This window comes from Pseudonocardia nematodicida (assembly GCF_040105385.1).
Taxonomy (GTDB): domain Bacteria; phylum Actinomycetota; class Actinomycetes; order Mycobacteriales; family Pseudonocardiaceae; genus Pseudonocardia; species Pseudonocardia nematodicida.
The window spans coordinates 75,898-95,490 of sequence record NZ_JBEDNQ010000009.1; the positions used below are offsets into that span (position 1 = coordinate 75,898).

At 75.4% G+C, this 19,593-nt stretch carries 7 protein-coding genes; 5 read left to right on the forward strand and 2 right to left on the reverse strand.

Annotated features, from left to right (window positions below):
* Positions 1-49: 49 nt before the first annotated feature.
* The gene (locus WIS52_RS21065) at positions 50-1,840 is read right to left on the reverse strand and encodes an ABC transporter ATP-binding protein (RefSeq protein WP_349300034.1); all 1,791 of its coding nucleotides are present in this window, start codon (positions 1,838-1,840) and stop codon (positions 50-52) included.
* Positions 1,837-3,633, reverse strand: coding sequence for an ABC transporter ATP-binding protein (locus WIS52_RS21070; protein ID WP_349300035.1), 1,797 nt, complete (start codon positions 3,631-3,633; stop codon positions 1,837-1,839). The genes WIS52_RS21065 and WIS52_RS21070 overlap by 4 nt, the downstream gene beginning before the upstream one ends.
* A 264-nt stretch (positions 3,634-3,897) precedes the next feature.
* On the opposite strand from WIS52_RS21070, the gene WIS52_RS21075 reads away from it, so the two are divergent.
* Genes WIS52_RS21075 through WIS52_RS21095 form a run of 5 tightly spaced genes read left to right on the forward strand, consistent with a single transcriptional unit; the run spans position 3,898 to position 19,571 of the window.
* The gene (locus WIS52_RS21075; protein WP_349300036.1) at positions 3,898-4,161 is read left to right on the forward strand and encodes an MbtH family protein; all 264 of its coding nucleotides are present in this window, start codon (positions 3,898-3,900) and stop codon (positions 4,159-4,161) included.
* 24 nt (positions 4,162-4,185) lie between these two features.
* The gene (gene panD, locus WIS52_RS21080) at positions 4,186-4,599 is read left to right on the forward strand and encodes an aspartate 1-decarboxylase (RefSeq protein ID WP_349300037.1); all 414 of its coding nucleotides are present in this window, start codon (positions 4,186-4,188) and stop codon (positions 4,597-4,599) included.
* Complete coding sequence (locus WIS52_RS21085) at positions 4,596-6,239, forward strand: (2,3-dihydroxybenzoyl)adenylate synthase (protein WP_349300038.1); 1,644 nt, start codon at positions 4,596-4,598, stop codon at positions 6,237-6,239. The genes panD and WIS52_RS21085 overlap by 4 nt, the downstream gene beginning before the upstream one ends.
* A gap of 1 nt (position 6,240) precedes the next feature.
* Complete coding sequence (locus WIS52_RS21090) at positions 6,241-18,471, forward strand: amino acid adenylation domain-containing protein (protein WP_349300039.1); 12,231 nt, start codon at positions 6,241-6,243, stop codon at positions 18,469-18,471.
* Positions 18,468-19,571 (forward strand): TIM barrel protein, encoded by a 1,104-nt coding sequence (locus WIS52_RS21095; RefSeq protein WP_349300040.1) that lies wholly within the window; start codon positions 18,468-18,470, stop codon positions 19,569-19,571. Before WIS52_RS21090 ends, WIS52_RS21095 begins: the two co-directional genes overlap by 4 nt.
* Positions 19,572-19,593: the final 22 nt, after the last annotated feature.

Below are 19,593 nucleotides of genomic sequence, written 5' to 3' on the forward strand. Positions count from 1 at the left end.
GCACGGACGGCCCGGACCCGGCACCCACCGGATCCGGGCCGTCCGTCGCTCAGGCGCGGGACGCGTCCGTGTGGGACGTGTCGGTGTGGGACGTGTCGGTGCGGGACGGCTCGTCGTCGGAGGCGACCCGCCAGGACCGCCAGAGCCGTGCGTAGGGCCCGTCCGCCCCGACCAGCTCGGTGTGGCTGCCGACCTCGATGACGCGACCACCCGCCATGACGACGACGCGGTCGCAGGCGGCGGCCTGGGACAACCGGTGCGCGATCACCAGACCGGCCCGCCCGGCGAGAGCGGCCTCGGCGGCGCGGTCCAGCTGCTCGGCGTAGCCGGAACCGGCCTCCGCCGTCGCCTCGTCGAAGATCGCGAGCTCGGGGTCGGCGAGCACGACGCGGGCCAGGGCGACCTGCTGGGCCTGGGCCGCGGTCAGCGGCAGCCCGGCGGCGCCGACGAGGGTGTCGAGCCCGTCCGGGAGCAGCTCGAGCAGCTCCGCGGCACCGGTCGAGACGAGCGCCTCCCCGATCTCGGTGTCGGTCGCGGCGGGAGCGGCCAGGGTGAGGTTGTCCCGCAGCGTGCCGGCGAAGACGTGTACGTCCTGGGTGATCATCAGGGTGCTCGCCGCCCGGCCGACGGTCCCGCTGTCCGGGGTGTGTACCCCGGCGAGCACGCCGGCGAGGGTGGTCTTCCCGGCGCCGGACGCACCGACGACCGCGACGCGCTCGCCCGGGCCGATCGTGAGGTCGACGTCGTGCAGCACCCGCGGGCCCCCGGGATAACCGAACCCCACCCCGCTCAGCCGGCCGGCGGCGCCGCCCGGCGGCGGCGTCGCGGCGGCGTCGGCTCCCGACGCCGGCATCGTGATGACGCCGACGATGCGGTTCAGCGAGGCGAGGGCGGACTGCAGGACGTCGATCACCAGCAGCAGCTGGGTGATCGGTCCGGACAACCGCAGGAACACCAGCATGGCCGTGGTCGCCGCGCCGACGGTCGACTGCCCCGCGCCGATGAGCAGGCAGCCGGTGACCAGGATGCCGGCCAGCCCGAGGAACTCGGCGAGGTGCAGCCGTCCGACGAACATGTTCTGCACGGTCCGGGCCCGCAGGGTGTGCCGCACGACCTGCCAGGACGCCCCGATCACCCGCCGGTGCCGGTGGTCACCGAGGCCGTAGGCCTGCACGGTGTCGAACCCGCGCAGCGACTCCAGGATCTGCTGGGCGCGGCCGCCGGTCGCGGCCCGTTGCGCCCGGTAGACCTGCGGTGCCGTCGCGAGGTACCAGCGCAGGGCGAGCACGTACACCGGCAGCGTCGCGGCCAGCGTGAGCCCGTACCGCCAGTCCAGCGCGGTCATCCCGGCGACCGAGACGACGATCGCGAAGGACGCCGAGGTGAGCGCCGGGACCACCCGGTGCGCGGCCTCGGCGATCTGGGCGACGTCGTCGCTCGCGCGGGCGACGAGATCCCCGGTGCCGGACCGTTCCACGACGGCCCGCGGCAGCACCATCGCGTTCGCCACCAGCCGTTCGCGCAGCTCCGCGAGGATCGTCTGGTAGATCCGGCCGGCCAGCACGGCGGTCAGTGCGGTGCCGATCGCGCCGGCCGTCGTCGCGGCGAGCATGACGGCGACGGTCGCCCCGACCGTCGCGGCGTCGGCGGTGCCGGTGTCGACCGCGTTGATCAGGCGGCCGAGCGCGACGGGCATGACCAGCGCGAGGGAGGCGCCGGACAGCCCGAGCAGGGCGACGGCGAGGATCTTGGCGCGGTGCCCGCGGCTGGCCCGCCACAGTTCGCGCCGGGTCTCCCGGCCGGTCGCGACCGGTAGGCCGGCGGCGGTCGGTGCGGTCATGCGGGCCCCCCGGGCGCGTCCACGGTGGACACCGGCTCCAGGTCGACGACCCGGTCGCAGCGATCCAGCAGCGTCGCGGACGTGGTGATCACCAATGTGGACCGGTCGTCGCGGGCCCGGCGCAGCCGGTCGGCGATGGCGGCCCCGGTGACCGAGTCGACGGCCGTCGTGGGCTCGTGCAGGACCAGGACGGGGGCGTCGACGGCGTAGGCCCGCGCCAGCGCGAGCCGCTGGCGCTGTCCACCGGAGAGCCGGTTGCCGTTCTCGCCGACCTCGGTGGCCAGGCCGTCGGGCGAGGTGGTCACGAAGTCCTCGCACGCGGCGGCCCACAGCGCCGTGTCGCGCCGCCCGGGCACGGCACCGGGAAGGTCCAGGTTGGTGGCGACGGTGCCGCTGAACAGGCTCGCCTCGTGCGGCGCGACGAGCACCGCCGATCGGTAGTCGGCCGGACCGAGCCGGCCGGCCGGGACCCCGTCGACGAGGATCTCGGCGAGGTGGTCGCCGCCGCCGGGGGAGAGCAGCGCCGCGACGATGTCCATCGCCGTGCGGTCGTCGGTGCGCAGCCCGACCAGGTCGCCGGGATCCAGCCGCACCGGATGGTGCCCGGCGACGGCGACCTCGAGCACCGGACGTGCGGCGACGGCCGGCGCGGCCCCGTCCGGCGCTCCGTCCGGTGCGGGGGAGGTGAGCAGGTCCAGGACCCGGCTGCCGGAGCCGACCGCGGCCGCCCAGACGGCGCCGGCGTTGACCGTCAGCAGGTTCAGCGGCGTGAGCAGGGCCTGGGTCAGGCCGGCCACCGCGATGAGCTCACCGATGCTGATCTCGCCACGCACGGCGAACCACCCGGCCAGCCCGGCGACGCCGGCGACGAAGATCCCGGCGACGGTGTTGCTGCCGGCGAGGTAGCGGCCGAGGGCGCCGACGTTGCGGTGCGCCCCGGCCAGCGCGGCCCGGCTCTCCCGCCGGTAGCGCCGGGTGGCCTCCGCCTCGGCCCGCAGGCCCCGGATCACCCGGTAGCCGGTGACCAGGTCGGTGGCCCGGCCGACCGCGTCGGCGAGCAGTGACTGGGCGTGCCGTGCGCTGCGCGAGAACGGCGCGCTGAGCGCACCCATCAGCCAGACCATGACGGGCGCGCCGAGCAGCACGGTCACCCCGAGCGGCCAGTGGATCACCAGCAGGGACGTCGCGACGAACGCGATCCCGGCCAGCTCGCCTACCGGGTACACGCCGAGGTTCACCGCCGTCGACAGCCGGGTGAGGTCGTTCGTCGTGGTCGAGAGGAGCACACCGTTCGGCTGCCGGACCCGCCCGTCGGCGGGGTGCAGGACCCGCGCGGACAGCGTGCTGCGCAGCCGGTGCTCGACGAGCTGGACCCCGCGCGCCGCGAGATGGGCGCTGAACCGGAAGGCCAGGGTCAGGCAGCCGAAGGTGACGGCCAGCAGCACCAGCCAGCCGGCCAGGCGGGAGATCTCGCCGGTCTGCAGTGCACGGTCGATCGCCAGCCCCATGACCACCGGGACCGCTGCGGTCGCGACGTTCTGGACGACCGCGAGCCCCGCGGCCGGGACGGTCAGCCGCGGCGCCGAGAGGGCCACCCGGGCCGTGAAGCGGCGCGCTCCCTCCCCGGGGCGCACGGCGACGTGCTCCACCACCGGCGGCTCGGGCCCGGCCTGCCAGAGAACCGGCAGGCGGCGGGTGAGCCGGCCGCGGCCGAGTTCCTGCGGGTCGGGGGGCAGTGAACGGCTCACCGGCCGCCCGACCGGCGGCGCCGCCGGAGGTGCGTCGATGGTCATCTCGCTCCTTCCGATGGGCGCCGGCCAGGCGACCGGCGCCCCGTGCGCCGTTCGCCCGAAAAGGTTAGGCTAACCGCACTTCTCGATCGTGACGGCCTGTCACTCCGTGTGGCCGTATCCACAAGATTCAGGCTAGCCTCACCTAACAACGGGAGCTAGTTTCGGCGTCGAAGATCCCACATTCACGCCCACAGTGGATGGCCGACGCCGGTGCCCGCGGGGTGCCCGTACCCCGGCCCACATGCGACGAAGAGGACGGACGCGATGGCCACGAACCCGTTCGACGACGAGGACGGCACGTTCTACGCCCTGGTCAACACCGAGCAGCAGTACTCGTTGTGGCCGACCTTCCAGGCCGTCCCGGGTGGATGGACGGTTGCCTTCGGTGGCCCCGACGGGAAACCCCGCCAGGAGGTCCTCGACTGGATCGAGGAGACCTGGACCGATCTGCGCCCGCAGTCGCTGCGCGACCACATCGCGCGGCACGCCGGCACCACGAGCACCGCACAGGGCGCGCCCGCGCGCTGACCGCCCGACCCGAGAGGACCCCCGATGTTCCGCACCGTCCTCGGTGGAAAGATCCACCGCGCGACCGTGACCCAGGCCGACCTGCACTACGTCGGCTCGCTGACGCTGGACTCGACGCTGGCGGACGCCGCCGGGCTCGTCGAGGGCGAGAAGGTCCAGGTCGTCGACATCACCAACGGTGCCCGGCTCGAGACGTACATCATCCTCGGGGAGCCCGACTCCGGTGTGGTGTGCATCAACGGGGCCGCGGCGCACCTCGTCCACCCCGGCGACCTCGTGATCATCATCTCCTACCTGCTCGCCGACGACGCGGAACTCGCCGGCCGGGACCCGCGCGTCGTGCACGTCGACGCGGACAACCGGATCGTCGAGCTCGGCGTGGACCCGGGGGAGCCGGTGCCCGGCGCGACCGACCAGTTCGACTCGCGGGTCGGGTGAGCGCGGCCGTGCCGGAGCTGGAACCGCTCGTCCTCGACGGCGTCGTCGGACACCCCGCGGAGTTCGCCGACCGCTACCGCCGGGAGGGCTACTGGACCGACCAGACCTTCCCCGAGATGCTGTTCGAGACGATCGGGCGGGTGCCGGACGACACCGCGCTGATCGCCGACGGGCGGCGGATCAGCTACGCCGAGCTCGGCGAGCGGGTGCTGCGCCTGGCCGGTGGGTTCCGCGCGCGGGGGATCGGGCGCGGCGACCGCGTCGTCGTCCAGCTCCCGAACGTCGCCGACTACGTCCCGCTGGTGTTCGCGCTCTTCGAGCTCGGCGCGATACCGGTCCTCGCCCTCGCCGCCCACGACCGCAACGAGATCGCGCACTTCGTCGACCTCGCCGAGGCACGGGCCTACGTCACCGTGGAGTCGCACGACGGGACCGACCTGGCCGCGCTCGCCGCCGAGATCGGCGCGTCGTCGCCGAGCGTGGCGCACACCGTCGTCCTGTCGCGGGCCGGCGGGGGAGCCGACCTCGAGGAGCTGCTGGCCCACGAGCCGCTGGCCCACGAGCGCCGGAGCCTGCCGTCCGACGTGGCGTTCCTGCAGCTCTCCGGCGGCACCACCGGCACCTCCAAGCTCATCCCGCACACCCACGAGGGCTACCTCGGCTCGATGCGCGAGGCGGTCCGGGTCGGCGGAACCACCGCGTCGTCGGTGCAGCTGGTGGTGCTGCCGATGCCGCACAGCTTCGCGATGCGCTCGCCGGGGTTCCTGGGCGCGCTGCACGTCGGGGCCACCGTCGTGCTGGCCCCGGACCCGAGCCCGGACACCGCGTTCGCGCTGATCGAGCGCCACCGGGTCACCGAGACCGCGCTGGTCCCGCCACTGGCGCTGCTGTGGCTCAACTCGTCGCTGCGGGCCGAGACGGACCTGAGCAGCCTGGCGGTGGTGCGGGTCGGCGGCGCGAAGTTCGGTGTGGAGGCCGCCCGGCGGATCCGCACCGAGCTGGGGGCCACGCTGCAGCAGAGCTACGGCATGGCCGAGGGCCTCCACACGTTCACCGGGCTCGACGAGGACGAGGAGACGGTCACGACCCGGCAGGGCCGGCCCACCTCGGCGGCCGACGAGATCCTGATCGTCGACGAGGCGGACCGGCCGGTGCCGCCGGGCAGCCCGGGACACCTGCTGACCCGGGGGCCGGCCACCGTGCGTGGCTACTACCGGACGCCGGAGCACGACGCGACGGTGTTCACCGAGGACGGCTACTACCGGGTCGGGGACCTCGTCCAGCAGGACGAGCGCGGCTACCTGACGGTCGTCGGGCGGGCGAAGGACCAGATCAACCGGGGCGGCGAGAAGATCGCGCCCGAGGAGGTCGAGAACCACCTGCTGGCCCACCCGGCGGTGCACGACGCCTCGGTCGTCGGCGTCCCGGACGACGCGCTCGGCGAGCGCACCAAGGCCTACGTGGTGCCCCGTCCGGCGGCCGACCCGGCGACGCTCACCCTCGCCGGCACCCGCTCGTTCCTGCGGGAACGCGGGCTGGCCGCGTACAAGCTGCCCGATCTCGTCGAGGTCGTCGAGCAGTTCCCGAGCACCGTCGCCGGCAAGGTCAGCAAGCGGGCCCAGCGAGCGAAGAAGGACTGACGTGTCATCTCCGGTACGCCTCCCGATGTCCGTGGCGCAGCGCGGTGTCTGGTCCGCCCAGCAGCTGTTCCCGGCCTCGACCGTCTACCGCGTCGGCCAGGTCGTACGGCTGTCCGGTGAGATCGACCCGGACGCGTTCGTCGCCGCGGTCGACGCGGCCGTCGCGGAGACCGAGGCGCTGCGCGTCCGGTTCGACGAGGTCGACGGCGCGCCGGTGCAGTGGGTCGACGAGGCGGCCGGGGTGCGCACCGAGGTGATCGCGGACCCGCTCGACGACGACGCGATCGTCGAGCGGGCCCGGGTCGACTACCGCGCCGACGCCGTGCCGGCGCAGCTGTACACGTCCGAGTCGCTGCTCGTGCGGCGTTCCGCCGGGGGCTGGGCCTGGGCGTTCACCCATCACCACCTGCTGCTCGACGCCTACGGCGTCTCGCTGTTCGTCCGCCGGGTCGCCGAGCTGTACACCGCGCGGACGACCGGCACCCCGGCGCCGGACCGGTGGTTCGGCAGTCTGGCGGACGCCGTCGGCACCGGCGCCACGGATCCCGACGGCGGGAGCGAGGCGTACTGGCGGGAGATCCTCGACGTCGAGACCGATTCCGGTGACGACGCGCCCGACCTGGCCGAGGCGTTCGCGTTCCGGCCGCACACCACCCGGGTACCGCTCGCACCGGAGGTCCGGGACCGGCTCGGGACCTTCGCCCGTGCCGCCCGGCTCTCCTGGCCCGACGCGCTGGTGACGATGTGGGGGCTCTACACCGCGCGGAGCCGGCACAGCGACCGGATCGCGGTCCGCATGCCGTTCATGCTCCGCGACGGCGCGGCGCTGCTGCGCACCCCGTCGATGGCCTCACGGATCTTCCCGGTGGTGGTCGGCATCGGGCCACGGACGCCGCTGACCGAGGTCCTGCGGGCGGTGTCGGCCCAGATCCGCGGGGTCGCGACGCACGCCGGCATCGAGGACTCCCGGCTGGCCCGGCTCTGGCCCGGCGGCGAGGCGGCCTACTTCGCGCTGCCGGTGGTCAACGTCAAGATGCTCGACTACTCGGCCGACTTCGGCGGCACCGCCGGGGTCGAGCAGACGGTCAACCCCGGCCCGGTCGGGCGGCTCGACCTGTCGGTCTACGACGACCCCGTGCACGGCTTCCGGCTGGACCTGCGCGGGCGCGACGCGGAGGTCGACGGCATTCCGCTGCCGGAGCACGCCGCCCGGTTCGCCGCGTTCCTCGACGCCGCGCTCGGCCTCGGGCCGGAGGTCACCCTGTCCGAGCTGGACAGGGCCGCCGCCCCCGCGGGGGCCGTCCACACCGGATCCGACGGCGCGCGGCTGGAGCTGCCCGCCGGCACCGTCGACGAGCTCGTGCGGCGGCAGGCGGCACGCTCGGCCGACCGGGTCGCGGTGATCGGCGACTCCGACGGCGTCCGCTGGACCTTCGCCGAGCTCGACGCCCGGGTCAACGCGCTCGCCGCGCTGCTGATCGGGCGCGGCGTCGAGCCGGGCGACCGGGTCGGCGTGCTGCTGCCCCGCAGTCCCGACCTGGTCGTGGTGCTCGCCGCGGTCCTGCGCGCCGGTGCCGGCTACCTGCCGGTCGACCCCGGGCTGCCGGACGGCCGGGTCGCCGCGATCGTGACCGACGGCCGCCCCCGGCTGGTCGTCACCGACACCGCCGGAGCCGGCCGGGCGGGCCCGGACGTGCTGCTCCTCGACGACGCCGAGGTCGTCGCGGAGCTGGAGCGCGGGCGGACCGATCCGCCGGCGACGTCCCGGGCGGCGGCCGCGGACGATCCCGTCTACGTCATCTTCACCTCGGGCACGACCGGACGGCCCAAGGGCGTCGAGGTGCCGAACCGTGCGCTGGTGAACCGGCTGGCATGGGGCCGGTCGCGCTACCCGCTGGGCGAGGGCGGGATCGTGCTGATGAAGACGCCGGTGTCGTTCGACGTGTCGGCGCCGGAGGTCTTCACTGCGCTCACCGAGGGCGGGACGCTGGTCGTCGCCGCCGACGGGCGGCACGGCGACCCCGACTACCTGCACGAGGTCGTCCGGCGCCACGCGGTGCACCGGACCAACTTCGTCCCGTCGATGGGCGAGGAGTTCGTCCGGGCCGGGACCGGGGCCCTGCCGTCGCCGACCGTGACCATGGTCGCCGGCGAGGGGTTCCCGACCGGCCTCGCCGAATCGCTGTCGACCCTGACCGGCGGCGCCGTCCTCAACATCTACGGACCGACCGAGACCGGCGAGATCACCCACCACGAGTACGACCCGGCGGTGCCGGGCGCGGGTGCGCTGGTGCCGATCGGGGTCCCGATGGCCAACACGGTGACCCGGGTGCTCGACCCGTGGCTGCGCCCGGTCCCGCCGGGCGTGACCGGGGAGCTCTACCTCGGCGGGAACCAGCTCGCCACCGGCTACGTCGGCCGCGCCGGGCTCACCGCCGAACGGTTCGTCGCCGACCCCTGCTCGGACGGCGGGGAGCGGCTCTACCGCACCGGCGACCTCGTGCTGCGCAACGCCGACGGCACCCTGGAGTACCTCGGCCGCGCCGACGACCAGATCAAGATCCGCGGGCACCGGGTGGAGCCCGGCGAGGTCACCGCCGTGCTCGAGCGCCACCCGTCGGTGTCGCGGGCGCTCGTGGTGGCCCACGACCACCCGGCGGCCGGCACCCTGCTGGTCGCCTACGTGACGACGTCCGGCGACGAGGAAGGCGACCTCACCGCGGCGCTGCGCGCGCACCTGGACGCCCGGCTGCCCGAGCACATGGTCCCCGCCGCGTTCGTCGCCCTCGACGGCTTCCCGGTGACACCGAACGGGAAGATCGACCGCCGGGCGCTGCCCGAGCCCGGCCCCCTCGCGACCCCGACGGCGACCGGCCGCCCGCCCCGCACCGCCGTCGAGCTCGCCCTCGCCACGGCGTTCCGCGACGTCCTGGCGCTGCCCGACGACGCCGCGCTCGGCGTCGACGACGACTTCTTCGGACTGGGTGGCCACTCGCTGCTGGCGACCCGCCTGGTCGCGCGGGTCAACCGCACAGGCGGCACCCGGCTCACGCTGCGCGACGTGTTCGACCGGCCCACCGTCGCCGGGCTCGCCGGGCTGCTCACCGAGGCGCCCGGCTCCGATCCGGACCGGTCGGCCGATCCGGACCCCGGCCCGGCGGAGCGTCCCGCGGAGGTCCCGGCCTCTCCCGGCCAGCAGGCGCTGTGGTTCGCCGAGCAGATGGGCGGTCCCGGCGGGCGCTACGTGGTGCCGACCGTCGTGCGGCTGTCCGGCGCGCTCGACGAGGCCGCGCTCGTCGCCGCCGTGCGCGACGTCGTCGTCCGGCACGAACCGCTGCGCACCCTGCTGGCCGACCACGACGGACGGCTGCGGCAGCTCGTCGTCGACCCGGCGGAGGCCGCGGCCCGGGTTCCGGTCGGCACCGAGGACCACACGGACGCGACCGCGGAAGCCGTCGAGGCCCGGGTCGCGGAGCTGGTGCGGGCGCGGTTCGACCTCGCCGCCGACCTGCCCGTCCGGGCGGCCCTGCTGCGCACCGGCGCCCGGGAGTGGCGGTTCGTGCTGGCCGTGCACCACTCGGCCGTCGACGAGTGGTCGCTGCCGTCGCTCCTGGGCGACCTGTCGGAGGCCTACCGGGCCCGCGCCGCGGGTGCCGAGCCGGGCTGGACCCCGCTGCCCGTGCAGTACGCCGACCACACGCTGCGGCAGCGCGCGCACCTCGGCCGTCCCGACGACCCGGACTCGGTGCTGGCCGGGCACCTGCGCCACTGGCGCGACGCGCTGGCCGGCGCGCCCGACGAGTCCACCATCAGCGCAGACCGCCCCCGGCCGGCCGAGCCGACCCACCGCGGTGCCGACGTCGCGTTCGCGCTGCCCCCCGACGCCGTCACCGGGCTGCACGCGGTGGCCCTGCAGCGGGGCGTGACCTCGTTCATGATCGCCCAGGCCGCGGTCGCACTGACCGTGTCCGCCCTCGGCGGCGGCGACGACGTGGTGATCGGCTCGCCGGTCGGCGGCCGGACCGAGGACGGCGTGGCCGACGCCGTCGGCTACTTCGCGAACACCCTGCCGCTGCGGCACCGGATCGGTCCCGGCGACACCCTCGCCGGCGTCGTCGCCCGCGCCCGCGAGACCGTGCTGGACGGGTTCACCCACCAGGCCGCGCCGTTCGACCGGATCGTCACCGCGGCCGGGGCCGAGCGCGACGCCGTCCGCCACCCCGTCTACCAGGTCATGCTCACCCACCAGCAGCAGACCGGCGAGCCGTACCCGCTGGTGCTGCCCGGCGTCGACGCCCGGCCGGACACCGCCGGCATCGGCGCGGTGAAGACCGACCTCGACGTCTACCTCACCGACGCCCCGGACGCGGTCGGCGGGTTCGTCAGCGCGGCGACCGACCTGTTCGACCCGGCCACCGCCGAGCGGTTCGCCGCGGCGCTGACCAGGGTGCTGACCGTGATCGCGACCGACCCCGACCGGCCGGTGGCGCAGCTGGACGTGCGCGGGGGCGAGGAGGACCGGCGCACGTCGGGGTGGTCCCGCGGCCCGGCCGTCGTGGCCCCCGCCGGCACGGTCGACGGGCTGCTCCGCGACCGGGCCCGGTCCACACCGGACGCTCCGGCGGTGCTCGGCGACGACGGCCTGCGATGGTCCTTCGCCGAGCTCGATGCGCGGGTGGAGGCCTTCGCCGCGCGGCTCGCCGACCACGGCGTCGAGGTGGGCGACCGGGTCGGGGTGCTGCTGCCGCGCAGCGCCGACCTCGTCGTCGTCCTCGCCGGGGTGCTGCGCGCGGGCGCCGCGTACGTGCCGCTGGACCCGGCCCACCCGCCGGCGTTCGTCGCCCGCGTCGTCGAGGCCTGCGCGCCCCGGCTGGTCGTCAGCGACGCGGCCACCGCCGCCGGGCACCGGCCGGTCGCCGACGACGACCGGCTGCTGCTGCTCGGGAGCACCGATACCGCCGGTGCGCCCGCGGCGCCGCGACGGCCGACGACGCCACAGGACGCGGCGCAGGTCATCTTCACCTCCGGCACGACCGGGGAACCGAAGGGCGTGCAGCTCTCGCACGGGGCGGTGGTGAACCGGCTCGGCTGGGGCAACGAGCTGCTGCAGCTCGACGGCGCCGCCCTCGGCCTGGCCAAGAGCGGAGTCGGGTTCGTGGACGCGGTGACCGAGCTGTTCGGGCCGCTCACCGCGGGCGCCGCGGTGGTCGTGGTGTCCGACGAGACGGCCCGGGACGCCGCCGAGCTGGCGCGGACCATGCGCGAGCACCGGGTCACCCACCTGCTGACGGTGCCCGGCCTCGCCGACACCCTCACCGACGCCGGCGGCGGCATCGAGGGCACCGACGGCGCGACCTTCCCCTCGCTGCGGCACTGGGTGTCCTCCGGCGAGGCGCTCACCCCCGGCACCCGCGACACCATGCGCCGCGCCGCCCCGGCCGGTGCCCTGCACAACTTCTACGGCTCCACCGAGGTGACCGGCGACGCGACCGCGGTGCGCGTCGACCGGAACGGCGGGGACGGCGGGGCGGACACCGGCGCGCGGGTGCCGATCGGCCGCCCGCAGCCGGGCACCACGACCCGGGTGCTCGACCGCTGGTTGCGGCCGGTCGCCGTCGGCGTCGTCGGTGAGCTCTACGTCGGCGGCGCGCAGCTGGCCGACGGCTACCTGGGCCGCCCGGCGCTGTCCGCCGAGCGCTTCGTCGCCGACCCGTTCGGCTCCGACCCGTCCGGCACCGGCCGGCTCTACCGCACCGGCGACCTGGTGCGCTGGAACACCCACGGCGAACTGGAGTACCTCGGCCGGGCCGACGACCAGATCAAGATCCGCGGGCACCGGGTCGAACCGGACCGGACCCGCGCCGTGCTGCGGGACCACCCGGCCGTCTCGGGCGCGGTCGTGATCGCGGCGGACCGCCCCGCGGGCGGGAAGATGCTCCTCGGCTACGTCACCGTCGCCCCCGGCGGAACGGAGAACGGGACCGGCGATCTCGCCGGCACGCTGCGCGCGCACGTCGCGGCCCGGCTGCCCGACCACATGGTCCCGACGTCCATCGTGGCGCTGGACGCGTTCCCGCTCACCCCCAACGGCAAGATCGACAAGCGGGCGCTGCCCGTCCCGGACCCCGCCGCGGCCGGCGGGCGGCGCGCGGACTCCGGCACCGAACGGGCGCTGGTCGCGCACATCCGCGCCGTCCTGCGCCTCGGCGACGACCTCGAGCTGGGTGCCGACGACGACTTCTTCCGCCTCGGCGGGGACTCGCTGCTCGCGGCCCGGCTGCTCACCCGGATCAACGCCGACCTCGGGTCCACACTGCGGATGCGCGACCTGTTCGCCGGCCCGACGATCGCCGGCCTGGCCGCCGCCGTCGACGGCGGTCCTGGTCCTGGTGGTGGTGCCGGGCGGCCGGACACCGCTCCGTTGCCGCCGATCACCGGGGTGGTGCGCCCCGATCCGGTCCCGGCGTCCTTCGGCCAGCAGGCGCTGTGGCTGCTCGACGAGATGGGGATGGGGCCCGCCTACCAGGTCGCGATCGTGCTGCGGATCCCCGGCGGTGCGGACACCGACGCCCTGCGCGCCGCCGTCGGTGGGGTCACCGCGCGGCACGAGATCCTGCGGACGACGTTCGCCGCGGACGCCGAGGGCGGGCTCACCCAGGTCGTCCGGGACCCGTCGGAGGCGCCGGTGTTGACCGTCGAGGACGTCGGGGGCTCCGCCGTGGCGCGGATCGCCGAGCTGCGCGCGCAGCGGCGGGACCTGGCCACCGACGGCGGTGCCGGCTTCACCCTGCTGCGCACCGACACCGGCGACGACCTGCTGGTCGTGCACGGCCACCACATCGTGCTCGACGAGGGATCGGTCCGGCCCCTGGTGCGGGACCTGAACGTGCTCTACGACGCCGAGCTCACCGGCTCGGACGGGGCGCCCGGTCCGCTCGAGGTCCAGTTCGCGGACTTCGCGGTGTGGCAGCGCCGCACGCTCGGCGAGCGCGACGACCCGGGTTCCCGCTTCGCCGCCGAGCTGCGGTACTGGGAGAAGACCCTGGCCGATCTGCCGGCGGAGACACCGCTGCCCGTCGACCGGCCCCGCTCGGAGAGCACGACGCGGACCATCACCGGTGTCCGGACCACACTGGACACCGCGGAGAGCGCGGGCGTCGAGGAGATGCTGGCCGAGCACCGGGCCACCCCGCTGCAGGGGCTGGTCGCGGCGCTCGCGCTGGGGCTGTGGACCGAGGGCGCCGGTCACACGGTGCCGGTCGGCACCCCGGCAGGGCTACGCGACCGGCCCGAGCTGGAGGGGGCCGTCGGGTACTTCGTCAACACCGTCGTGGTGCGCGCCGACATCGACGAGACCGCGGGCTTCGCCGCCCTGCTCGCCGGTGTGCGCGAGCGCGTGATCGATGCCGGCGAGCACCGGACCGCACCGTTCGACAGCGTGGTCGAGGCGCTCGGCCCGCCGCGGATACCGGGCGTCAGCCCGCTGTTCCAGGTGATGGCGGCATCGGTGGACGACGCCGCCGACGCGGGGCCCGATCCGGCCCGGCTGGTCCCGGACGTCTCGATGTCGGTCGACGCCGACACCGAGCAGGCCCGCGCCGCGCTGTTCGACCTGGTCTACGCGATCGCCCGCGGCCCCGGCGGCACGGTCGAGCTGCGGCTCAACGCCGCCCGGGAGCTGTTCTCCACCGGCACCGCCGAGCGGCTGCTCACCCGCGCGCGGCTCTTCCTGGTCCTCGGCACGCGGTACCCGCAGCTGCCGGTCCGGCACCTGGCCCAGCTCGTCCGGGCGCTGCCGGACACCCCGCCGTCGCCGGTCGCGACCGCCGGGCCCGCCGGGACCGCAGCGCGCGTGCCGCTCCCGGCGTTCACCCCGGAGGAGTCCGGCTCCTGGCGGGCGGCGGTCGAGTACCTGACCCACACGGTGCCCGGGGCGGAGGCGCTCGCGCTGCACGTTCGCGACGACGGGACCGGCGAGCTCTCGGCCGGCGTCGACGACACCGCGCCTCTCGAGATCCTGCGCGACCTGGCCGGCGAGCTCGTCACCTCCTACCGGTCCGGCGTCGCGATGACCATCCGGTGGCCGGGGGACGGGGCACCGCAGAGCGTGCGGGACGGGCACGTCCCGCGGCTGCGCAGGGCCGACCGGGCCCGGGTGTCCGAGGCCGACGCGGCCCGGCTGCGGTCGGTGCACGGCGAGGACAGCCGGCTGCTGCCGCTGTCGGCGCTGCAGAGCGGCCTGCTCTACCACATGGTGCGGGCCCGCGAGACCGGCGACCACCACGCCTACGTCTCCCAGGTCCTCCGGGAGATCACCGGCGAGATCGACACCGCGCACCTGGCCCGCACCACCGAGCGGGTGCTCGCGCGGTACCCGAACCTGCGGGCGGTGTTCGTGCCGCTGCCCGACACCGACGTGCAGGTGATCCCGGGCCGGGCCGACGTCCCGTTCCGGGTCGTCCGGCTCGCCGAGTGGACCGCGCTGGAGACCACGACCGGGGACTTCCTGGCCCGCGAACGGGAGGAGCCCTTCGACGTCGCGGCCGCGCCGCTGATCAGGTTCACGCTGATCGAGCACGCGGAGCGGGCCTGGACGCTCGCGATGACCTTCGAGCACATCCTGCTCGACGGGTGGTCGATCAACGCGCTGCTCGCCGAGATCGTCGACGCCTACGCCGACCCCGGCCTGCTCGACCGGGTCCGCCCCGCGTCGTTCGAGTCCTACCTGGACTGGCTCGACTCCCGGGACACCGCCGCCGCGCACCGCGCCTGGGGCGACCACCTCGCCGAGGTCACCGAACCGACGCTGCTCTGGCCCGAGGGCGGCGACCTCGGCCTGACCCGGGTCGAGACCGGCGACGTCCACCGGGACCTGAGCCCGGACCGGGCGGCGGCGGTGTTCGCCGCGGCGCGCACCGCCGGGGTCAGCGTCGGCACGCTCCTGCAGACCGCGTGGGCGATCACCCTCGGCCGGGTCACCGGCCGCAGCGACGTCGTGTTCGGCAACACCGTCTCCGGGCGGCCCCCGGAGCTGCCGGACTCCGACCGGATGATCGGGCTGATGTTCAACACCCTGCCGATGCGGGTCGCCGCCCGTCCGGCCGAGACGGTCACCGAGCTCCTGCTCCGGGTCCGGGCCGAGCGGGCCGCGGTGGTCGACCACCCCTATGTGTCGCTGACCCGGATCCAGGACGACGCCGGCCTGGGCGCCCTGTTCGACACCCTGTTCGTGGTGCAGAACCTGCCCTTCGACCCGTTCGGATCGGCCGGCCCCGACGCCGGGATGCGGGTGACGGGCGGGACGGTGAACGACGCCACCCACTACCCGGTCACCTTCGCGGTGAACCCGTGGGAGTCCGACGGCGCGGCCTCGGTCCACGTCCGGCTGTCCCACCGGCGCGACGCCCTCGACGAGCCCGCCGCGACCCGGCTGGCCGAGCGCTACACCCACGTTCTGGGAGAGCTGGTCGCCCACCTCGACGCACCGGTGGGCCGGATCCGGGCCCACTTGCCCGGGGAGCGGGCGGCGGACCCCGCCGGCGTGACGCGCGCGGTGCCCGAGGTGACGGTGGCCGACCTGCTGCGCGAGCAGGTGGCCGCCTCGCCGGGGGCGACCGCACTCGTCGCGGGGGAGCGGAGCTTCACCTTCGCGGAGTTCTCCGCGGAGCTGAACCGGTACGCGCGGGTCCTGCTGGACGCCGGCGTGCGGCCCGAGCACCGGGTGGCGTTGCTGCTGCCGCGCGACGAGCGGATGGTGATCGCGATGTTCGCGGTCTTCGCCGTCGGCGCGGCCTACGTCCCGATCGACGCCGAGCACCCGGACGAGCGGATCGCGACCATGCTCGACATCGCCCGCCCGACCGTGACCCTGGTGACCGCCCGGGACTCCGCCCGGCTGCCCGGCACCGGGGCCGGGCAGGTGCTCGACCTCGACGACGACGCCGTCCGCGAGCGGATCGCCGCGGCCGACCCGGCGCCGGTCACCGACGACGACCGCGGCGCCCCGGTCCACCAGGACGATCTCGCCTACATCATCTTCACCTCGGGGTCGACGGGCCTGCCCAAGGGCGTCGCCGTCGGCTACCGCGGCCTGACCAACATGTACGCCAACCACGTCGAGGAGATCTTCGACCGGGTCGTCGCGCACCAGGGCGGCCGGCGCATGAAGATCGCCCACACGACGTCGTTCTCCTTCGACGCCTCCTGGGAGCAGTTGTTCTGGCTGCTCAACGGGCACGAGGTGCACGTGATCGACGAGGAGCTGCGGCGCGAGCCGCAGCGGCTGCTCGAGCACTACGACGCCGCCCGGATCGACGGGTTCGACGTGACCCCCTCCTACGGGCAGGTGCTCGTCGACTCCGGCCTGCTCGAGCGGGACCGGCCGGCGGGACGCTCGGTCGACGCGGACGCGCCCGGTGTGGTGTTCGTGTCGCTGGGTGGCGAGGCGGTGCCGGACGCGCTGTGGACGCAGCTGCGCGACGCGCCCGGGGTGGAGTCCTACAACCTGTACGGGCCGACCGAGTACACGATCAACGCGCTGGGGGCGGACCTCGCCGACACCGCCACGTCCAGTGTCGGGCGGCCGATCTTCAACACCCGCGCGCACATCCTGGACGCGAACCTCGAGCCGGTCCTGCCGGGCGTTCCCGGCGAGCTGTACCTGTCCGGCGCGGGCACCGCCCGCGGGTACTGGTCGGAGCCGGCCCGCACCGCCGAGCGGTTCGTCGCCTGCCCGTGGGAGCCCGGGGCCCGGATGTACCGCACCGGGGACCTGGCCCGCTGGGCCCCCGGCGGCACGATCGACTACCTGGGCCGGGCCGACGACCAGGTGAAGATCCGCGGGTACCGGATCGAGCCGGGCGAGGTCGCCGACACCCTCGCCGCCGACCCGCAGGTCGCGCGGGCCGCGGTGCTCGCCCGCCCGGACGCCCGGGGAACGCTGCAGCTCTACGGATACCTGGTGCCGGTGGCCGGGGCGACCGGGGCGGTGGACCTCGACGCCGTGCGGACCCGGGCCCGGGCCGTCCTGCCCGACTACATGGTCCCGGCCGGTCTGGCCGTCCTCGACGACCTGCCGCTGACGGTGAACGGCAAGATCGACACCAAGGCGTTGCCGGTGGTCGAGTCGGCGGCCGCGGAGTTCGTGGCCCCGCGGACCGACACCGAGGCCGTGGTCGCCGCGACGGTCGCGGAGCTGCTGGGCTCGCCCGAGGTGTCGGCGGGCGCGAACTTCTTCGACGTCGGCGGCAACTCGCTGCTGGCGATGCGCCTGGTCGCCCGGCTGAACGAACGGCTCGGATCGTCGTTGCTGGTCAAGGACGTGTTCGCCGCGCAGGAGCTCAGCGCGCTGGCCGAGCTGACCGACGGCGGCGCGGCGCGGGAGGCGGCGACCGGGGCGGGTGACGTCGCCGATGCGGTGCTGGTGCCGCTGGCCCCCGCCGACGCCGGCCGGTACCTGTTCTGCGCGCACGCCCGCTTCGGGCACGCGTCGCTGTACTCGGCGCTGGCCGCGCACGTGCCCGCCGGCGTCGGCGTCGTCGGGCTGCAGGACCCGGCGCACGCCGGGCTGGGCACCGAGTTCGCCTCGCTCGCCGAGCTGGCCGCGGTCTACGCCGACGCGGTCCAGCGGGTCCAGCCCGGCGGGCCCTATGACCTGCTGGGTTGGTCGTTCGGCGGGCACATCGTCTTCGCCGTCGGCCGGGAGCTCGTCGCGCGCGGCGAGACGATCGGCTCGGTGACGATCGTCGACACCACCCCGACCGGTCCCGACCACATCCCGGACCCCGGCGACGTCCAGCCCCGCCCGGGCGTGCCGGTCGCCGAGGACCCGCTGCGCCAGCGCGAGTTCATCGAGGCCGCCGGTCACGAGCTGCGGGAGAGCCTCGGCGCGGCGGCGAGCGCCGAGGTCTTCGCCGACCGGGCGCAGCTCACCGCGGCCGCGGTGTCCGGGCTGCGCTGCGAGCGGCTGATGGCCGAGCCCACCGCCGGTGAGCTCGGCTGCCCGGCCCTCGTCGTCGCGGCGGGCGCACCCGTCGAGGCCGACGTCGCCGACGGCACCGGGGTGCACGCGTGGACCGCGCACCTGCCACGGGCCCGGACCGTGCACCTCGAGGGCGAGGACCACCACTCGATCGTCCGCCCGGACCGCGGCCTGCCGCGCTGGGCACACCACCTGGCCGGGCTGCTCGAACGGGGCGCCGCGGTCACCGACACCCGGGAGGACCCCCGATGAGCCTGACCGCCGAGCAGCTCGCCGCCGACGTCGCGGAGGTGCTGTTCCTCGAGCCCGCCGAGCTCGACCACCGGCTCGACCTGCGTGAGCAGGGCATGGACTCGGTGCGCACGATGGAGCTGGTCGACCGGTGGCGCCGGGCCGGCGTGCCGGGGATCAGCTACATCGCGCTGGCCGAGGACCGCCGGCTGGAGCGGTGGATCGAGGTCGTGCGCGAGCTGCAGCCCGGCGCCGATCCGGCCGCGACCGACCTGCGGATCCGGACCTGCATCGCCACGGTGTCACTCGGCGGCGCACTCACCGACAAGCTCGACGCGGTCGCCGCGGCCGGCTTCGACGCCGTCGAGCTGCTCGACGCAGACCTGGCCGACTCGGGGCTGTCCGCGGCCGAGGTCGCCGCCCGGTGCGCCGACCTGGGCGTGACGATCGACCACTACCAGCCGTTCCGGCGGGCCGAGGGCGTGAGCGCGGCCGAGTTCGACCGGGTGCTGGACCGCTTCCGGGGCGAGCTCGACGTGATGGCCGGCCTCGGCACCACGTCGATCCTGGTGGTGTCCAACACCGACGACGACGCCGACCCGGACCGGGACCGCTCGGCCGCGCAGCTCCGCACGCTCGCCGAGACCGCCGCCGAGCGCGGCATGACCGTGACCTACGAGGCGCTGGCCTGGGGCACCCGGATCGGTCGGTTCGCCGAGGCCTGGGACGTGGTGCGCCGCGCGGACCACCCCGGGCTGTCGGTGACCGTCGACACCTTCCACCTGATCAGCCGCGGGGAGGGCGCCGACGCCCTGGACGGGATCCCCGCGGAGAAGATCGGCCTGGCCCAGGTGGCCGACGCACCGATGCTCTCGACCGGCCTCGAGCAGACCGACCTCAAGCAGTGGAGCCGCAACCACCGTTGCCTGCCCGGCGAGGGGGAGTTCGACCTGCACACGCCCCTGAGGGCGCTGCTCGCCACCGGGTACCGGGGCCCGCTCTCGCTGGAGATCTTCAACCCCGAGCTCCGGGCGCAGCCGCCGCGCGAGGTCGCGGCCCGTGGTGCCGCGGCGCTGACCGGGCTGATGGACGACCTGGCGGCGGTCGCGGAGCCGGTGTAGGCGCTCCGGCCGCCGCCGGGCC